Annotated in this window: 9 protein-coding genes; all 9 read left to right on the top strand. The window is 35.2% G+C overall.

Going from position 1 to position 19,896, the window contains the following annotated elements; genetic code table 11:
- Positions 1-70 precede the first annotated feature (70 nt).
- The 9 genes from SD960_RS20245 (at position 71) to SD960_RS20205 (ending at position 19,723) form a co-directional block, all read left to right on the top strand.
- Entirely contained in the window at positions 71-3,208 is a 3,138-nt protein-coding gene (locus tag SD960_RS20245; protein WP_318805636.1) for a glycoside hydrolase family 2 TIM barrel-domain containing protein, read from the top strand.
- 6 nt (positions 3,209-3,214) lie between these two features.
- Positions 3,215-5,536: a beta-N-acetylhexosaminidase gene (locus tag SD960_RS20240; protein ID WP_318805634.1), complete on the top strand. Its 2,322-nt coding sequence runs from the start codon at positions 3,215-3,217 to the stop codon at positions 5,534-5,536.
- 157 nt (positions 5,537-5,693) lie between these two features.
- On the top strand, positions 5,694-7,178 hold the full coding sequence (locus tag SD960_RS20235; protein ID WP_318805632.1) for an alpha-L-fucosidase: 1,485 nt from the start codon (positions 5,694-5,696) through the stop codon (positions 7,176-7,178).
- Between the two features lie 9 nt (positions 7,179-7,187).
- A complete protein-coding gene (locus SD960_RS20230; RefSeq protein ID WP_318805631.1) occupies positions 7,188-9,428 on the top strand; it encodes a GH92 family glycosyl hydrolase in 2,241 nt (746 codons plus the stop codon).
- 12 nt (positions 9,429-9,440) lie between these two features.
- Positions 9,441-12,101, top strand: coding sequence for a glycoside hydrolase family 3 N-terminal domain-containing protein (locus SD960_RS20225; protein WP_318805630.1), 2,661 nt, complete (start codon positions 9,441-9,443; stop codon positions 12,099-12,101).
- Between the two features lie 255 nt (positions 12,102-12,356).
- Entirely contained in the window at positions 12,357-15,464 is a 3,108-nt protein-coding gene (locus SD960_RS20220) for a SusC/RagA family TonB-linked outer membrane protein (RefSeq protein WP_318805629.1), read from the top strand.
- A 20-nt stretch (positions 15,465-15,484) separates the two neighbouring features.
- Positions 15,485-17,086: a SusD/RagB family nutrient-binding outer membrane lipoprotein gene (locus tag SD960_RS20215; RefSeq protein ID WP_318805627.1), complete on the top strand. Its 1,602-nt coding sequence runs from the start codon at positions 15,485-15,487 to the stop codon at positions 17,084-17,086.
- A gap of 190 nt (positions 17,087-17,276) precedes the next feature.
- Positions 17,277-18,605 carry a sugar MFS transporter gene (locus SD960_RS20210; protein ID WP_318805626.1) on the top strand — a complete coding sequence of 443 codons (1,329 nt, stop codon included), beginning with the start codon at positions 17,277-17,279 and terminating at the stop codon, positions 18,603-18,605.
- Between the two features lie 71 nt (positions 18,606-18,676).
- The gene (locus SD960_RS20205) at positions 18,677-19,723 is read left to right on the top strand and encodes a sialidase family protein (protein ID WP_318805625.1); all 1,047 of its coding nucleotides are present in this window, start codon (positions 18,677-18,679) and stop codon (positions 19,721-19,723) included.
- The last annotated feature ends 173 nt before the right edge of the window (positions 19,724-19,896 follow it).

Genomic DNA, 19,896 nt, shown 5'->3' with positions numbered 1-19,896 from the left:
TTTTAAACTTTAAAATCTATGTTTCTATGTGTCTAAAATTAAATTTTGCACAAAAGTAAAAAACAAAAGAATGAAAAAAACGGTATTCATAATAACATTAATAGTTTCAATATTTTCGGTTAAAGCACAGGAAAAAACTCCCTTTTGGCAAAATGAAAAAATCAATGAAGAAAACAGAGAGCCAATGCACGCTGCTTATTATGTTTTTGAAAATGAAGCATTAGCCGCAAAAAACGATTGGAAAGCATCAAAAAACTATTTAGACTTAAACGGAACCTGGAAATTTAAATATGTAGATAGTCCAAATGATTTACCAGCTGCATTCGAAAAAACAACTTTTAATGATACTGCGTGGGATAATTTTAAAATTCCGGCAACCTGGGACGTTAATGGTTACGGATATCCTATTTATACCAATACAACCTATGATTTTGCAAAATACATTAAAATAAATCCACCTTTTGTTCCAACAAAATACAATCCGACAGGAGTTTACAGACGCGAAATTACCATTGATAAATCTTGGGAAGGAAAAGATATTTTTCTGCATGTTGGTACAGCAAAATCAAATCTTACGGTTTGGGTAAATGGTGTTTATGTAGGTTATGGCGAAGATGGAAAACTGCCATCGGAATTCAACTTAAATAAATACGTAAAAACCGGGAAAAACAGCATCGTCTTACAAGTAATGAAATGGAGCGACGGTTCGTATTTAGAGTGTCAGGATTTCTGGAGAATGAGCGGAATTACTAGAGATACTTATTTGATTGCCAGAAATAAAGCGCACTTAAAAGACTATGAAATTATTCCGGATTTAGATGCTTCTTATGTAAACGGAAGTTTAAAAATCTCTACTCAGTTTTCGAATTTAAATCCAAAAGAAAGTTACACTTTAGATGTTCAGTTAAAAGACGGCGATAAAATTATTACTTCAAAAGTTATTTCCGCTTTAAGCGAAAAACAAACATTTGATTTCGCAGTAAATAATCCGAAGAAGTGGAGTGCAGAAATTCCGAATTTATATCAGGTTTCTTTTCTTTTAAAAGATAAAAAAGGAAATGTTATTGAAGTTATCAATCAAAATACAGGTTTTAGAAAAGTCGAAATTAAAGGCGGACAGCTTTTAGTAAACGGAAAAGCCATTTATGTAAAAGGGGTAAACCGTCATGAAACAGATCCTGTTACGGGGCAAACGGTTTCGAGACAGCGAATGGAAGAAGATATTAAATTAATGAAAGAATTTAATATCAACGCGGTGAGAATGGCTCATTATCCAAACGATGAATATTTTTATGAATTATGCGATAAATACGGAATTTATGTGGTCGATGAAGCCAACTTAGAATCGCACGGAATGGGTTATGACATTACCAAAACACTGGGCAATAAACCAGATTGGGAGTTGGCGCATTTGCAGCGTATGCAGCGTATGGTGGAAAGAGATAAAAATCATACTTCGATCATTATCTGGAGTATGGGTAATGAAGCTGGGAATGGTTATAATTTTTACAGAGGTTATTTGTGGATAAAAAATAGAGATAAATCAAGATCAATTCAGTATGAAAGAGCAACTGCAGGAGCTTGGGACGGAAAAGATTTAAAATACGAATGGAACTCGGATATCATTGATCCAATGTACAGTTCGCCAAATAAAATGGAAGAATATATTCTGGCAAATCCAAATCCGGACAGGCCCTATATTCAATGCGAATATGCGCATGCGATGGGAAATTCCATGGGAAATTTCAAAGATTATTGGGATGTAATTCGTAAATATCCAAATTTTCAGGGAGGCTTTATCTGGGATATGATCGACCAGTCTGTCTATAAAACACAGCCTGATGGTACAGTAGTTTTTGCTTACGGAGGCGATTTTGGACCAAAAGATGTACCAAGCGATAATAATTTCCTTGATAATGGTGTTTTTAGTCCCGACAGAAAACCAAATCCGCATGCTTTTGAAATGCGAAACGTATATCAAAACATTCTCACTTCGTGGGAAAATAAAGCAACAGCAACAATAAAAGTCTATAATGAATTTTCGTTTAAGGATTTAAGCAACGTTAGTTTACACTGGAAATTAGTTTTGGATGGAAAAGATGATGCAATGGGTACAATTGATAATTTAGATATCAAATCGAATGAATCTAAAACCTACCAGCTTCCGGTTAATGTAGAACAAAAAGAATTTCAGGAGGCTTTTATTGTGATAACGTATCATGTAAAACAAGATGAGCCATTTTTACCAAAAGGGTTTCAAATTGCGACAGAACAATTGCCATTTACAGGAACATGGAAGAATGACATCAAAATTGTTGGCGCAGCTAAAATTTCTGTAGAAAAACAACCCAATGCTACTGTATTTAAAAGTGATAGAGCGACTTTAACTTTCGATAAAAAAACAGGATTTATTACAGGTTATTCATTCAATAATCAGCCAATTATAAAAGAAGGATATCCATTGCGACCAAACCTTTGGAGAGCGCCAAACGACAATGATTTCGGGGCTAATTTTCAAATCAATTTAAAAGCCTGGAAAGACGCAACAGAAAATCCGGTACTTGTAAACTGGGTATCGTCTGTTACCAAAGACAATAAAATTTTAGTAACGGCAACGTATAATTTACCTACTGTTTCTTCAAAAATCATATTGAATTACGAATTTAACAGCAACGGAGAATTATGTGTAAAAGAGCAACTGAATATAGATAAAACAAAAGAAACACCGATATTGCCAAGATTTGGTATGGAAATGATTTTGCCGAAAGATTTTAGCTCTATTACGTATTACGGAAAAGGGCCGCATGAAAATTACATTGACAGAAATTACAGTTCGCAAGTTGGAGTTTACAATCAAACGGTTTCAGATCAATTTTATCCTTATATCCGTCCGCAGGAAACCGGAAATAAAACAGAAGTTCGTTGGTATGAATTATCAAATGATAAACTGAAAATAAAAGTGACTTCAGATGAATTTTTGGCAACTACGGCTTTACATTTTTTAAATGAAGATTTAGACGATGGATTGCAAAAAGACCAAAGACACGCTGCCGAATTGAAAGAAAGAGATTTAACCAGTTTAAAAATCGATTACAAACAAATGGGCGTAGGCGGAATTGACAGCTGGCAAGCCTGGCCAATGAAGAAATATTTGCTTGAAGACAAAACATATCAATATCAATTTAATATAACACCATCAATAAAATAATTCATTATGAGGATATTAAAATCATTCCTTATCGTAATCTTCCTGACTGTATTTAACTTTGGCTACAGCCAAAAAATATATACAGAAAAGGATATTCAGATTATACCAAAACCAACACAATTACTCATCAACAAAGGTGTTTTTGAATTTTCGGCGGCTACCAAATTTGTGGCAGCTACAGATTCTCAAAAAGAAATTTCAAATGCTTTGATCAATAAATTTGAAAAAGCAGGAGGGTTTCGCCCTCAGTTTTCTACAGCAGTTCCGCAAAGTAATTTTGTACAGTTTAAAGTTGATCAGAATTTAGAAAAAGAGGCTTATATCTTAGATGTAAATTCTAAAAATATCACGATTACGGCCAAAGGAAATGCAGGTTTTATTTATGCTTTAGAAAGTATCAGACAATTATTGCCGGTTGTTATCGAAAGTAAAAATGCTCAGCCAAACCAAAAATGGCAAATTCCGAATGTAGTTATAAATGACAAACCGCGTTTTCAATGGCGTGGATTAATGTTGGATTTATCACGTCATTTCTTTGATAAAAATTACGTAATCGAAACTATTGATCGTTTGGCAATGCACAAAATGAATGTTTTGCATTTGCATTTGGTAGACGATCAGGGATGGAGAATCGAAATAAAAAAATATCCAAAATTAACCGAAGTAGGAGCGTGGAGAGTCGATCAGGAAAACCTTGCCTGGAACGCCAGATTGACTACAAATCCAGATGAAAAAGGAACTTACGGCGGATTTTTAACTCAGGAAGAATTAAAAGAAATCGTAAAATACGCAGCAACAAAAAACATCGAAATTATTCCTGAAATCGAAATGCCGGCGCACGTAAGCAGTGCAATCGCATCGTATCCTGAACTGGCTTGTTTTGATCAGCGTATTGGCGTTCCGTCAGGCGGATTATGGCCAATTACAGATATTTACTGTGCAGGAAAAGAAACAACATTTGAATTTTTGCAAAATGTAATTGATGAGGTAATTACCATTTTTCCATCAAAATACATTCATATTGGAGGTGATGAAGCCACAAAAACCAATTGGGAAAAATGTCCGAATTGTCAAAAAAGGATGAAAGACAACGGATTGAAAAATACCCACGAATTACAAAGCTATTTTGTAAAAAGAATGGAGAAATACATCAATTCTAAAGGCAAAAAAATCATTGGTTGGGATGAAATATTAGAAGGCGGTTTGGCTCCGGATGCAACCGTTATGAGCTGGAGAGGAACGCAAGGCGGAATCGATGCAACAAAACAAGGTCATGATGTGATTATGACACCAGAAACTCCTTGCTATTTTAATTTTTACCAAGGCCCGCAAAACGAAGAACCTGTCGCTTTTGATGCTTACAACCCGCTAAATGAAGTGTACAAATTTGATCCTGTTGTTCCCGGAATGACACCTGAACAAGCCAAACATGTTTTAGGCGGGCAGGCAAATTTATGGGCAGAACATTTGCCTGGGCCAAAAGATTCTGAATACATGATTTTCCCCAGATTGGCAGCTTTATCAGAAACTTTATGGAGTACAAAAGAAAGCCGTAACTGGAATGATTTTACTCCAAGATTAATTTCTTTAATGCAGCGTTACAATTATTTAGGAATCAATTATGCAAAAAGCGCTTTTTTGGTAACGGCTTTTTCAACAGCAGATTTGGCTAAAAAACAAATTAATGTAACGTTGAAAAATGAATTTCCAAATCCGGATATTCGATATGTTTTGGGAGATAAAAATATTGAACACAATCCAATAAAATATACAAGTCCAATTGAATTTTCGGCAACTACAGTTTTAAAAGCGTCTTTATTTCAGGATGATAAACCAGTTGGAAAAACATTTATAGATACCATTATTTTTCATAAAGGATTTGCCAAAAAAGTAAGTTACTTAACGCCTTTTAATGATAATTATAAAGGAGACGGAAAAACGACGATGATCAATACGATAAGAGGTTCGAAGAATTTTCATGACGGACAATGGCAAGCCTGGCTGGTAAACGACATGGAACTTGTAGTTGATCTTGAAAAGCAAGAAAGTATTCAGGAAGTAACCATTGGAACTTTAGAAAGTCAGGGCGCGGGAGTTAATTTTCCAACTCAGATCAAAGTTTTGGTTTCGAATGATGGAATGACGTATAAAGAAGTTGGAAAAATTATACGTCCGTATGCAGCGAATGTCAGTTCGGAATTGAAAGATTTTAAAATCAGTTTTGAAAAACGTAGCGCAAGATTTGTAAAAGTAATCGCTTATAATTTAAAGAAAAGCCCAAAAGGCGAATCTTCATGGTTGTTTGTTGATGAGATTTTAGTGAATTAAAATAAAAAATAACCACAATTTTGTCATTTCTCCTCCGTCGAAATGACAAACGAAACGGAAACACACAGAAGCTTTGTCAAAGTTTCAAACTTTGACAAAGCTTGAATTACGCATAAAACCAAAAAACAAAGAATAATAAACAATAAACAGATTAAAGATGAAAAGAGGAATATTCATAATCGCACTTTTATTTTCGGTTCAAATGTTTTCACAAGCCATTTACGAAGATGAGCGCTATGTACCGGAAACGGATCCGCTGGTATTGAAAAATTTAGATGAATGGCAGGGCAAAAAATTCGGATTATTAATGCACTGGGGAACATATAGCGAATGGGGAATTGTAGAATCATGGTCTATTTGCCCGGAAGATTATGGATGGTGTGAGCGTAAAAAAGGGAGTAATCCGGCGAATTATAATCAATATGTAAAAGATTATGAAGGCTTAAAAAAAACATTTAATCCAACAAAATTTGATCCTGCAAAATGGGCAAAAGCCGCTAAAAATGCCGGAATGAAATACATGGTTTTTACCACAAAACACCATGACGGATTTAATATGTACGATACTAAATATTCTGATTATAAAGTAACTGATGCGGGATGTGCTTTTAGTACAAATCCGAAAGCGAATATTGCGAAAGAAATTTTTAATGCTTTTAGAGCCGAAAATATTTCAACTGGAGCTTATTTCTCTAAACCAGACTGGCATAACGAAAATTACTGGGATCCTTATTTTCCTCCTTTTGACAGAAACGTAAATTACGATCCGTCTTTATATCCTGAAAAATGGCAGAAATACGTTGATTTCACTCATAACCAAATCTTAGAATTATTATCGGATTATGGTAAAATCGATATTTTATGGTTAGATGGTGGATGGGTTAGAAAAAGAGACCAACAAAACCTAAAAGAAAACTACGAAGAAAAATTCGCAGAAAATGAATCTAAAAATGGTTTCATAAAACACAGAGTTGTAGATCAGGATCCTAAAATGGATGAACTGGTTGTAAAAGCGCGCCAAAAACAACCGGGATTAATTGTGGTTGACAGAGCCGTTCACGGAAAAAATCAAAACTACTTAACTCCTGAAGGTCGTGTTCCTGCAAAAACATTGCCTTATCCTTGGGAATCTTGCATTACTTCTGGCGGTGGCTGGTCTTATACTCCGGATGCAAAATATTTAACCGGAAGACAAGGAATTCATATGTTGGTTGACATTGTTGCAAAAGGTGGAAATTTATTGCTAAATGTTGCGCCAAGTCCGGAAGGAGAATGGCAGCAAGGCGCATATGATTTACTGGCAGCTTACGGCGACTGGATGAAAGTAAACAGCACAGCGATTTACAACACAAAGCCAATCGAACCTTTTAAAGAAGAAAATATTTGTATGACGCAAAACAAAACCGGAAATGTCTTCTTGTTTTATTTAGCAAAAGACGGAGAAGATAAAATTCCTGCAACAGTTACAGTGAAATCTATCAACCCTAAAAAAGGAACAAAAATCACCATGTTAGGTTCGAAAACAGCATTGAAATGGACAAAAGAAGCAGAAGGATTTAAAGTTGTAATTCCGGAAAGTTTAAGAAATAATTTACCTTGCAAAGAAGCATGGACCTTAAAAATTGAAGCGATTAACAGATAAAAATTAAGTATGATTTTTACTAAAAAAATAACCACACTAACAGCATGTATTTTTTACATGCTGTTTTTTAGCATTAGTATTTTTGCACAGCAGCCCGCAGATTTTGTAAATCCGTTTATTGGAACTTCAAATTACGGAGCAACTTTTCCGGGACCAATCGCGCCAAGAGGAATGGCGAGTATTAGCCCGTTTAATGTTGCGGGGAAACAGAATAAATTAGAAAAAGACAGTCAATGGCTTTCGAATCCGTATGTAAATGAAAATACATTTTTAACAGGATTCAGTCAGGTAAATATAAGCGGCGTTGGATGTCCGGAGTTGGGTGTTTTAATACTAATGCCAACAACGGGAGCTGTTGAAACCAATCATTTAAAATACGGTTCTGCCTATAGAAATGAAGTGGCAAAAGCTGGATATTACAGCGTAGACATTGACAAATACAATGTAAAAGCCGAATTTACGGCATCGAAAAGGGTTGGTGTAAGCAAATTTACTTTCCCGAAAGGGCAATCGAATATTTTACTGAATCTTGGTTTAGGTTTAACCAATGAAGAAGGTGCGATGGTAAAAGTGGTGTCTTCGACCGAAATTGAAGGAATGCGTTCCGTTGGTTCGTTTTGTTATAATAGTCCAGAAGATGCTTATCCTGTATATTTTGTGGCGAAGTTTTCTAAACCTGCAGATAAATTCGGCGTTTGGAAAAAGACATCAAAATATGAAGGTACAGAAGCGCAATGGATGACCTACAACGGCAAAACCAGAATGATGGACAATACTATTAAAACGGTTGTTGGTGACAGTATTGGAACTTATTTTACGTACAAGTTTACTAAACAGGAAACGGTTGAGGTAAAAATTGGAATTTCGTATGTAAGTATTGAAAATGCAAGAGAAAATTTAGAAAAAGAAACCGGAGACAAATTGTTTGACGCGGTTTATAAAGATACTTACAACGAATGGAACGAAGAACTTTCGAAGATTTTGGTTGAAGGCGGTTCAGGAGACGATAAAACGATTTTTTATACCGCATTATACCACACTTTAATTCATCCCAATACTTTAAACGATTATAACGGAGAATATCCTGTAATAAAAAGAACTAAGATTGCTAAAACCGAAGATACCCGTTATACCACGTTTTCTTTGTGGGATACGTATCGAAACATGCATCCGTTAACATCTTTGGTTTATCCTAAACAACAATCTGATATGATAAAAAGCATGTTGGAAATGTATGATGAAAACGGCTGGCTGCCAAAATGGGAATTAAATTCGACAGAAACATTTACTATGGTAGGAGATCCGGCAAGTATTGTTATCGTTGATGCCTGTTTAAAGGGAATTCAGGATTTTGATATTTACAAAGCCTATTATGCGATGTTAAAAGGTGCTGATCAAATCGAAAATAATCCGTTGCGTCCGGGACTTAAAGAATATATCGAAAAAGGATATTTATCAACCAATTATCGTGGACCCGTTTCTACTACGCAGGAATATAATACTTCAGATTATGCAATTTCACTTTTAGCGAAAGCTTTGGGTAAAAAAGACGATTATAACCGTTTTACGAAACGCTCATTATCCTACCGAAAATTATATGACAGCGATTTAAAATTACTTCGACCAAGATTAGCAAACGGAAAATGGTATGAACCTTTCGATCCTGCATCCGGAGCAAATTTTGAAGAAAATGTTGGTTTTATCGAAGGAAATGCATGGCAATATGCATTTATGGTTCCGCATGATATTAAGGGATTGATCAAATTGATGGGCGGTGAAAAAGAGTTCTCTAATCAATTGCAAAAAGTATTCGATATCAAACAATTTGATATGGCCAATGAGCCTGATATTGCAAATCCTTATTTGTTTAATTATGTAAAAGGAGACGAATGGAAAGCACAGGAAATGGTGAAAAAACTGGTGAAGGAATATTTTCAAAATAAACCAAAAGGCTTACCGGGCAATGATGATACCGGAACAATGTCGGCTTGGTTGGTTTATTCAATGATGGGAATTTATCCAATTTCTCCGGGAGATCCAATTTATACGATTACAACGCCAATGTTTGATAAAATAACCATCAAATTAGATCCAAAATATTATAAAAAAGAAAATATTGTAATTGAAAAAGAAATCAATACTGATGGAAAAATCAATGCGATTGAACTAAACGGAAAAACACTTAATAGCTTTTTCATTTCTCATGACGATTTTGTGAATGGAAATACACTAAAAGTGATTCAAAATTAAACTCTCACAACTATGTTACAACTAAAAATCAAAAAAACAGCCATTATTTTTGTAATGGCTGTAGGTTTTTTTAACCAAACCTATGCGCAGAAAAAATACCCATATCAGGATGCAAAATTGCCTGTTGAGGATAGGGTAAAAGACTTGTTAAGCCGAATGACTCTGGAGGAAAAAGCCCGCCAAATGGATATGTACAGAGGAGAACTTTTTAAGGAAAAAGAAGATTTCTCTAAATCAAAATCAGATGCTAAAATTGGAAATTTAGGAATTGGAGCGATCCATGATCTTTATCCGCGTTCGGCAAAAATGATCAATGATCTTCAAAGTGAAGTGATTAAAAATAACAAATGGGGAATTCCGGCACTTATTATGTGTGAGATGCTTCACGGGTATCTGGATGATGGAAGTACAGCTTTCCCAATGAATATAAGTTTGGGTGCAACCTGGGACACGAATGTAATGGATAAAGTGGGTAAAGTTATTGCGATGGAAGCAAGAGCACACGGGGTTCATTTTGGTTTAGGACCGAATTTAGATTTGGGTCGCGAACCACGTTGGGGAAGAGTTGCAGAAACTTTTGGTGAAGACGCTTATTTAAATAGCGAGATTGGTTTGGCGATGATTAAAGGAATGCAGGGCGATGATTTAAGATCAGATCGTACTATAATTTCAGAACCAAAACACTTTGCCGTTCACGGAATACCGCAAGCAGGAGGAAATTCATCACCAATTTTGGTAGGAGAGCGTTCGGCTCGTGAAGATCATCTTCCATCATTTGAAAAAGCATTTAGAAAAGGCGGCGCTTTAGGAACCATGTGTGCCTATTCTGAATTAGACGGAATTCCTTGTGCTGCAAATCATTGGTTGTTGACGGATGTTTTGAGAAAAGAATGGGGTTTTAAAGGAATTGTAGTATCAGATTTAGGTGCTATTAAATATTTACAAACAACACACTACGTAACTAATTCTCCAAAAGAAAGTATTAGAGAAGCGGTTGCTGCTGGAGTTGATATGCAGTTTTATGATTTTACAAATGAATTTTGGCAACAAAGCATTATAGAATTGGTAGGCGAAAAGAAACTGACAATGGAGCAAATTGACCGTGCTGCAGGCGGTGTTTTAAGACTTAAATTTTTATTGGGATTATTCGAAAATCCATACACAGATAAAAAACTGATTAAAGAGCGTTTTCATACGAAAGAAAATCAGGAAGCTGCTTTAGAAGCAGGTCGTAAATCTATTATTTTATTAAAAAATGATAATAATATTTTGCCTTTAAGCAAAGATATTAAGACAGTTGCCGTGATCGGACCAAATGCTGATGCATCAAGATTAGGAGGATATGCTGTAAAAAACAAAGTAGGAACTACGGTTTTGGAAGGAATTAAGCAAGTTGCCGGTGCAAAAACAAATGTACTTTATGAAGAGGGTGTTTCCTTGATTGTAAAAGGACAAATTATTCCGTCGAAATTTTTATTTACTCCTGATGGATCTCAAAACGGATTAAAAGGTGAATATTTCAATAACAGGAATGTAGAAGGAAATCCGGTATTAACTCGTATTGACAATCAATTGGAATTTGACTGGCCTTGGTCTCCTGGCGATGGTGTTACAGATGATGATTTCTCTATTCGTTGGACAGGTTATATTCAATCAGAAAAATCATTTGATGGCTGGTTAGGCTTAAGTTCAGATGACGGAATCAGAATGTGGGTTGACGATCAGTTAGTGATTGACAATTGGACAAAAGGAGCTACAAGTATGGTTACGACTCCAAAAAATATCGAAGCAGGAAAAAAATACAAAGTCCGCATCGAAATGTGGGAAGGCGGCTGGGGAGCCAGAGCGCACTTGCGTTGGAATCTGGAAAAAGTAAACTTTCAGCCAGCGATAGATATTGCTAAAAAAGCAGACGTTGCGATTGTAGTTTTAGGAGAATCAAACGAATTGGTTGAAGAAAACAGAGACGTAGCAAGTTTAGACTTACACGGAATGCAGCAGGAATTAATCGAAGCGATTCAGAAAACAGGAACTCCGGTCGTTTGTGTGTTGTTAAACGGTCGTCCACTTTCAACAAACTGGATCAGCGAAAATATTCCGGCACTTGTTGAAGCCTGGTTTCCGGGTGAAGCAGGAGGAAGGGCTGTGGCCGATGTTTTATTTGGAGATTATAATCCGGGTGGAAGATTGCCAATTACAGTTCCAAAATCAGTTGGGCAGCTACCTATATATTATAACCAAAAACCGTCTGCCATTCACAGATATGTTTCAGAAAGCGAAAATCCACTTTATACATTCGGTTACGGTTTAAGTTATACCAAGTTTGAATATTCAAATTTTGCCATCAATACTAAAGAAATTAAAGCCGACGGTGAATTGAAAGTAAGTGTAGATGTTAAAAATACAGGGAATTATGATGGGGATGAAGTCGTACAATTATATATAAAGGATGTATATAGTAGTGTAACGACTCCGAGAAAAACATTAAAAGGTTTCAAAAGGCTGTTTATTAAAAAAGGTGAAACCAAAAAAGTAGAATTTACATTAACGGCTGATGAATTATCTATCTGGAACAGAGAAATGAAGCGTGTTGTTGAGCCGGGAGACTTTGAAGTTATGGTAGGTGGAAATTCTACCGATTTGCAAAAGTTAAATTTTAAGGTTGTAGAATAGTATTTTCGACGAAGGGGAAAGTAAAATATTTAGTGTTTTAAGTGTTTTGATTCGAATTCCTTTAAGAAATTAATAAAATGCAAAGATTAATAATATGTAACCCCTGAAAACGTAAGGATTTTAATAGTAAAATCAGGGGTTTTAAACAAAAGTTTGTCAAACACCTTTTCAAAGCTGTCATTTGTCGAAATAATGATTTAGTTAACAAACGGGATCCTTAAATTTAACATGTTATTAACTCAAAAAACAACCTATATGATTAAAGACGTACTAAAATTATTGTTGTTGGTTTGCTTGTTTGGATTTCAAAATCTTCAGGCACAAACTACAACAGTAAAGGGAATGATAACAGATGCTTCTAGCGGAATTCCGATCCCTGGAGCAAATGTTGTCGTTAAAGGAACGAAAACTAGTGTATCAACAGATTTTGATGGTAAATTTAGTATCAATGTTCCCAATCAATCAGCAGTTTTGGTTTTCTCTTATGTTGGTTCTGCCTCAAAAGAGATTCCTGTTTCAGGACAAACTACTATCAATGTAACATTAGGTGCAGATACGCATCAGTTAGGCGAAGTAGTAGTAACTGCTCTTGGTATTAAAAGAGAGAAAAAAGCGGTTACTTATTCTGCTCAGAACATTGATGTAGCTGAGGTATCTCAAGCTAGGTCTTTAAACGTTGCCAACTCACTTTCTGGTAAGGTAGCAGGACTTAACTATTCTACAACTTCAAATGGTGTAGGAAGTTCATCAAGAATTACTTTAAGAGGTAACAGGTCTCTTAACGGTAACAACCAGCCTCTATATGTAGTGGACGGTGTGCCAATTAGTAACGGAACTACAACTGGTAATCCTGATATTGATACAGGAGGAACTACACAGCCAGATGGTATTTCGAACATTAACCCGGAAGACATTGCTTCGATGACAGTTCTTAAAGGACCATCTGCAGCAGCACTTTACGGAAACAGAGCGAGTAATGGTGTTATTATTATTACAACTAAGTCTGGTAAAGCTGGTAAAACTTCAGTTTCATTGTCATCTAATTTTATGGCTTCTACAGCTTACAATTTGACAAATTTCCAAAACGAGTACGGTCAGGGAGATGGAGGAGTTTATAATCCTATTTCTGTATCAAGCTGGGGAGGAAAATTAGACGGAAGACAGGTTGCAGCATGGCAGTTGCAACGTAATCCTAATTATGCAGGACCTGCAACTACGGATTACAGCCCACAGCCAAACAACGTTATCGATTTTTATAAAACAGGTTATAATTTAGCAAATACATTATCTATCACTACCGGAAATGAAAAAGCACAAGGGTATTTCTCTTATACAAATACACGTGCAGAAGGTATCGTTCAGGGGAATGCTTTAGACAGACACAACCTTAACTTAAGATTGACTAGTAAATTATCTGATAAATTTTCTTTGGATGTAAAAACAAACTACATCGTTCAAAACATTGACAATTTATTAAGAACTGGTGAGGAGTCTATTGGTACTTCTGCTTATTTATTGCCTCGTAGTATTAAATTTAACGAATACAGAGATTTTGAATATACTGATGCTGCAGGTCAATTGCAACAAAATTATTTTATTGACGAAGCAGGTTCTCCAGGAGGAAACCCTTACTGGTCTGCATTACGTGACGATTCACGAGATGACAGAAGAAACAGATTTATTGGTCTTGCATCTCTTAAATATGATATTACAAATACGATAAGTTTACAAGTAAGAACTGGTTTAGATCAAATGACTAACAAAACAATTAGAAACAGATATGCAACCAGAGCATTTAATAACAACTTAGGTTCATATAGTGAATTCTATGAAACAGTAAGTGAATTTAATACTGATGCATTACTTTCTTATAAAGAGAAATTTGGAGATTTCACAATTGGTCTTAATGCTGGTGCCAACATGTTGAAACAGTCTAGTTCTTCTTTAACATCTGGAGGAGTTTTAAGTAAAAGAAACTATTTTTCTTTGATCAATGTTGCAACAGTTACATCAACTTCAGCAATGTCAGAAAAACAAGTTAACTCTGTTTACGGATTCTCTCAAATTGGTTTCAGAAACTACTTATTCTTAGACATCACGGCGAGAAATGATTGGTCTTCTGCTTTACCTTCTCAAAACAGATCTTTCTTCTATCCATCAGCAGGTCTTTCAGCAGTAATCTCTGATATGGCTACTTTGCCGGAAGTTATTAGTTTTGCAAAAGTAAGAGCTTCTTACGCAAAAGTAGGTAACGATACAGATCCTTACCAAACAAGTTCTCAATTATCATATATTGGTGGAAATGGCGGTATGTTGTATTCTCAAACTACAGCTGCAAACCCTAATTTAAAACCAGAGATGTCAAGTTCTTCTGAGTTTGGTGCAGATGTTAGATTCTTCAAAAATCGTTTAGGATTGGATTTTACTTATTTCCAAACAAAAACGTCAGATCAGATTTTCTACATTAATACTCCTGAATCTTCTTCAAAATCAAGAGCTGTATTAAACGGTGGAGACATTGAAAACAAAGGTATCGAGCTTACGCTTACTGCAACTCCTATTCAAACAGAGAATTTCTCTTGGGATGTTATGGCGAATTATGCTTCTTATAAATCTAAAATCACTTCTATTTATGATAACAGAGAGGAATTGGTTATTGGTGAAGGAAGATTGGTTAGAAGTAAAGTTGTCAAAGGTGGAGAATATGGTGATCTTTACATCAAAGGATTCCAAAGAACTCCAGATGGTCAAATGATTGTAAATGCTGCAGGTATACCTTTAGCAACTGATGATTTTAGTGTTCGTGCCGGTAACTTTAACCCTGACTGGACTGCAGGATTAAAAAATAATTTCAAATACAAAGATTTTTCACTAAGTTTCCTAGTTGATTTCAGAATTGGTGGAGAAGTGATCTCTTATACACAAGCAAGACAAGCTGGTTTAGGTGTAAGTGATATTACTTTGGCAGGAAGAGAAGGCGGAATTGTTGTTGATGGTGTTGTAGGAACAACTACTGGTGGTGTAACTACTTATACTCCAAACACTACAAGTATTACAGCAGAACAATATTGGACAGCAATCGGGCAAAGAACTCCGGTCGCAGAACCTTTTATTTATGATGCTACAAATATCAGATTAAGAGAACTTGTTTTTGGATATTCTCTTCCAAAACGTATGTTACAAAATTCTGGATTCGCAAGTATCGACTTTTCAGTAGTTGGAAGAAACCTATTCTTTTTCTTAAACGAAGCAAAATATTTTGATCCGGAAGCTGGAGCAGGTACAGGAAACTTGCAAGGTATTGAATCTTTCAATATTCCTTCAACAAGAGAGTACGGTGTTAATGTAAGGTTTGGATTTTAATTTAAAAAAAGAGAGATAATATGAAAAATTATAAAATTAAAACAATAGGAGTTGTCGTGTCGATGCTCGCTGTTTTTTCAAGCTGTACGAAGGATTTTGATGAAATAAATACTAACAAAAATACCTTAACAGAAGATCAGTTAGATCAAACTCTTGCAGGTCCTGCGTTTGCTTCAGCATTATATGCAGGAATACACAATGGTTCTTATTCATCTCCAGGAGTTGATGATCAGGGAACCTGGGGTATTGCGACAGGTATTTTACCTTCAACGTTTACACAATATCTTAGTTGTGGATACGGTACAGAAAGAAATGCTTTCGTAAATGGTTATGAAGGACGTGGATGGTTAAGATTTTACACAGTTGCTGTGCCAGCTTTGAACAATGCTATTAAAGCATCTGAAGGAAATGCAGAAGCTCTTGCTGTATTGAAAATATGGAAAGTATTCATGTACAATCAAATGGTAGATTGTTACGGTCCAATTCCTTATACAGAAGCAGGAAATAATAAAGAAAAAGTACCTTATGATAGTGTAGATTTTATTTATGCAGATTTTTTCAAATTGTTAGACGAAGCAAATGCTACACTTAATAGTACTTCTGTAACTACAGTGGCTGCACTTCAGCCAAATGACAGAGTGTATTCAGGAAATGTTGCAAACTGGAAAAGATTTGGTAACAGTATGAGATTACGTTTAGCCTTAAGAATTTCTGATGTAGATCCTGCAAAAGCAAAAACTCAGGCAGAAGCTGCAGTAGCCGCAGGTGTTATAGAAACTAATGAGCAAAGTGCAACTTTCAAAGTTAGTAATATTACGCCAAACAACCTGAATATGATTGTAAATGCCTGGGGGTATTATATGACTGCGTCTATGGAAAGTTTACTTGTAGGATATGATGATCCTAGACTTGCTAAATGGTTCTCACCAGCTAACCCTACAGCTGCACCTGCAGCTCAATTTTATAGAGGTCGACCAGTTGGAGGTTTACAAGGTCAGTTTGGAACAACAACTTTCTCTATGTTTAATAATGATGTATTAGGAAGCGGTTCTAACGGAACTCTAAGCGAAACTAAAAACATTGAAATCTTCATGGCTTCTGAAAATTATTTAAGCAGAGCTGAAGGTGCATTGAACGGATGGAATATGGGCAATAATGCACAAACTTTGTACGAGCAGGGTATTGCATTATCATTGAGACAATGGGGAGTTACTGATGCAACTGCAATTGCTAATTATATTGCAGGAACATCTACACCATCTGTACCATCTGCTGCAGCTCTTTACCCAACTATAGGATTAGAGACAGTTCCAGTTACACTTCCTGTAACATGGGATGCTTCTGAAGCAAACCAACGTACACAAATTGCGGTTCAAAAATATTTAGCAATATTCCCTGAATCTTGGGAAGCATGGGCCGATTTACGTAGAAGTGATGCAAAAGTAATCTACCCACCCATTAACACAGATAATGTTGAAGCAGGTGTTGGAAAAAGTTTAATGAAACGTGTAATCTTTGTTACAAACGAATACTCTTCAAACAGAGACGCCGTTACAGATGCTATCACAAAACTTGGAGGTCCGGACTCAGGTGGTACGAGACTTTGGTGGGACATCAAATAAATAAAGTAAAGATAAAGAGGTTCGTTACTTTAAAGATAAAAGGAGAGGTAACTCTCCTTTTGTTTTATACGACTATTTCTAAAATAGCCAAAGACAAAACAATGAAAAAAAATTATTAAAAGGGTTATCGCAAATTTTAACGTGAGTCAGTTAAAAATGTAGAAGACGATAATCAACAAAAAATAAAATTATGGCTAATACCAATAAACCATCCTCATCTAACCAAACCACATTAATACCAATACTAATTATTGCCGGACTATTTTTTATTTTTGGATTTGTAACCTGGATTAATGGCGCATTAATCCCGTTTATGAAAACGATAAACGAATTGACATCCGCGCAATCACTTTTAGTAGCATCAGCATCTTATATATCATTTGTCGTGATGGCATTGCCAGCCTCTTATATTCTAAGTAAAATTGGATATAAAAAAGGAATGTCTTTAGGTTTATTTGTTATGGCAGTTGGCGCTTTGGTTTTTATTCCGGCGGCAGAAGCCAGAACCTATTGGATGTTTTTAACAGGTATTTTTATTCAGGGAACAGGAATGACATTACTACAGACGGCATCAAACCCTTATATTACAATTCTTGGCCCAATTGAAAGCGCTGCGAAACGCATTTCTATTATGGGAATTTGCAATAAAATAGCGGGTGCACTTGGATCTTTAATTTTTGGAGCAATCTTATTATCCGGAATTGATGAAATTCAAAAGAAATTAACTGTTGTAAACGCTACAGAAAAAGCACAATTATTAGACACGATGGCTGATAGTGTAGTAGCACCATATTTAATAATGGCTCTTGTTTTATTTGTTTTGGGAGTTTTAATTCTAAAAGCACCTTTGCCGGATGTTGAAGCCGCACCAATTGAAGAATCAAAAGAAGGTGAAACAACAAAAACAAGTATTTTTCAGTTCCCACATTTATGGTTAGGCGTATTAACGTTATTTATGTATGTTGGTGTTGAGGTTATTGCTGGAGACACGATTATAGCTTATGGAATTTCATTAGGTTTTCCTGCAGCAGATGCTAAGTTTTTTACAACATTCACTTTGATGGCAATGGTAGGAACTTATATTTTGGGTGTATTTTTAATTCCGAAATTTATTACTCAGGCTTTGGCTTTAAGATTAAGTGCCATTTTGGGCATCATATTTTGTTTTTGCATTGTTTTCACTACAGGTTTTGTGTCTATACTTTTTGTAGCAGCACTAGGAATTGCAAATGCATTGGTGTGGCCGGCAATATGGCCATTAACATTAAAAGGTCTGGGAAAGTTTACCAAAACGGCTTCGGCATTATTGATTATGGCAATTTCCGGAGGAGCAGTTATTCCTCCTTTATATGGAAAAATTGTAGATTTAACCAAAGCAGATATGGTTTCGTTTGGAATCAATGATACTTTTGCAACAGCTCATGCAGCTACAGAAGGATATTGGATTTTGTTGCCATGTTATATCATTATTTTATACTATGCAGTTTGGGGACATAAATTAGGCTTGAGCAAAAAATAATTCCTGCCATTAAATGAAAGTAAGATTTGAAATTACCATTCAAATTTCACTTTAAAAACTTTTACAATACAATGATTTCAAAATTTTATTCAATACTATTATTCGTTTTGATAAGTATTACGTGTACTTCTCAAAAACAGAACACACAAGCTTATAATATTAGAAATACTTTTATAACAGAAAAACCAATTACCACAAACAGTCATGCTGCAACTTTGGTTGAAATAAAACCAAACGAAATCATGGCCGCTTGGTTTGGCGGAAGTTACGAAGGTGCAAAAGACGTTGGGATTTATTTCTCAAACTATAAAAACAAAACCTGGTCTGCACCTCAAAACTTGATTAAACCTTTAATAAAGGAAAAAGATACTTTGGCTTGTTGGAATCCGGTTTTATTTAAATCCAAAAGCAAAATCTTGTATTTATTTTATAAAGTCGGTAAAAATCCAAGAGAATGGTTTGGCGCTATGATTACTTCTAAAGATGATGGAACAACTTGGAGTAATCCCGAATATTTACCTGAAGGTATTTTAGGACCAATAAAAAACAAACCTATAGAAGTAATTCCCGGAGTTATTTTATGCGGAAGCAGTACCGAAAGCGTAGAAAAAAACGAATGGAGAAGTCACGTCGAAACATATACAGAAGCAACCGGAAAATGGGAGAAAATTAATATAGAAAACAATCAGAATTTTGATATTATTCAGCCGACATTTTTGATGCATTCAGATAAAACAATTCAGATGTTGTTTAGAAGTAAACACAATAAACTAATTACAAGCTGGTCTGAAGATAGCGGTCAAAATTGGAGTAAAACAGATAGTATTAATGTCGTGAATTCAAATTCAGGAATTGATGCTTTAACATTATCCAAAAAATCTTTTTTACTGGTTAATAATCCCCTAAAACAAGGAAAAGACTGGTTCAACGGACGAAATGTATTAGACGTAGAACATTCCAAAGACGGAATTCATTGGGAAAAACTTTTCGATTTAGAATATCAACCAGAAGGCGAATTCAGTTATCCGGCGATTATTCAGACTTCAGACAAAAAAGTACATATTTTATATACGTATAATCGAAAATATATCAAGCACGTAAGTTTTGATGTGAATTAGATAAAATAGAAAAATAACCTGTTTACTGTAATTCAAAAAAAATTTGTTCAACACATAAAAACATAGATTTATATTGAAATGAGTAAAAAAAGAATATAAAAAGAAACTAGTTTCTCACACATAGTCACAAAGAAACTATGTTTGTTAATGCAAGTGAAACGCCTTTTTTAAAG

Source organism: Flavobacterium sp. MMLR14_040 (genome assembly GCF_033657265.1).
In the GTDB taxonomy this organism is placed as follows: domain Bacteria; phylum Bacteroidota; class Bacteroidia; order Flavobacteriales; family Flavobacteriaceae; genus Flavobacterium.
Note: the sequence above shows the minus strand (reverse complement) of the source record. Positions and strands in the feature narration are given on the sequence as shown.

Excerpts from the sequence above, each read along its gene's own strand:
- SD960_RS20245 (WP_318805636.1), top strand. The coding sequence starts at position 71 with ATGAAAAAAACGGTATTCATAATAACATTAATAGTTTCAATATTTTCG.
- SD960_RS20240 (WP_318805634.1), top strand. The coding sequence starts at position 3,215 with ATGAGGATATTAAAATCATTCCTTATCGTAATCTTCCTGACTGTATTT.
- SD960_RS20235 (WP_318805632.1), top strand. The coding sequence starts at position 5,694 with ATGAAAAGAGGAATATTCATAATCGCACTTTTATTTTCGGTTCAAATG.
- SD960_RS20230 (WP_318805631.1), top strand. The coding sequence starts at position 7,188 with ATGATTTTTACTAAAAAAATAACCACACTAACAGCATGTATTTTTTAC.
- SD960_RS20225 (WP_318805630.1), top strand. The coding sequence starts at position 9,441 with ATGTTACAACTAAAAATCAAAAAAACAGCCATTATTTTTGTAATGGCT.
- SD960_RS20220 (WP_318805629.1), top strand. The coding sequence starts at position 12,357 with ATGATTAAAGACGTACTAAAATTATTGTTGTTGGTTTGCTTGTTTGGA.
- SD960_RS20215 (WP_318805627.1), top strand. The coding sequence starts at position 15,485 with ATGAAAAATTATAAAATTAAAACAATAGGAGTTGTCGTGTCGATGCTC.
- SD960_RS20210 (WP_318805626.1), top strand. The coding sequence starts at position 17,277 with ATGGCTAATACCAATAAACCATCCTCATCTAACCAAACCACATTAATA.
- SD960_RS20205 (WP_318805625.1), top strand. The coding sequence starts at position 18,677 with ATGATTTCAAAATTTTATTCAATACTATTATTCGTTTTGATAAGTATT.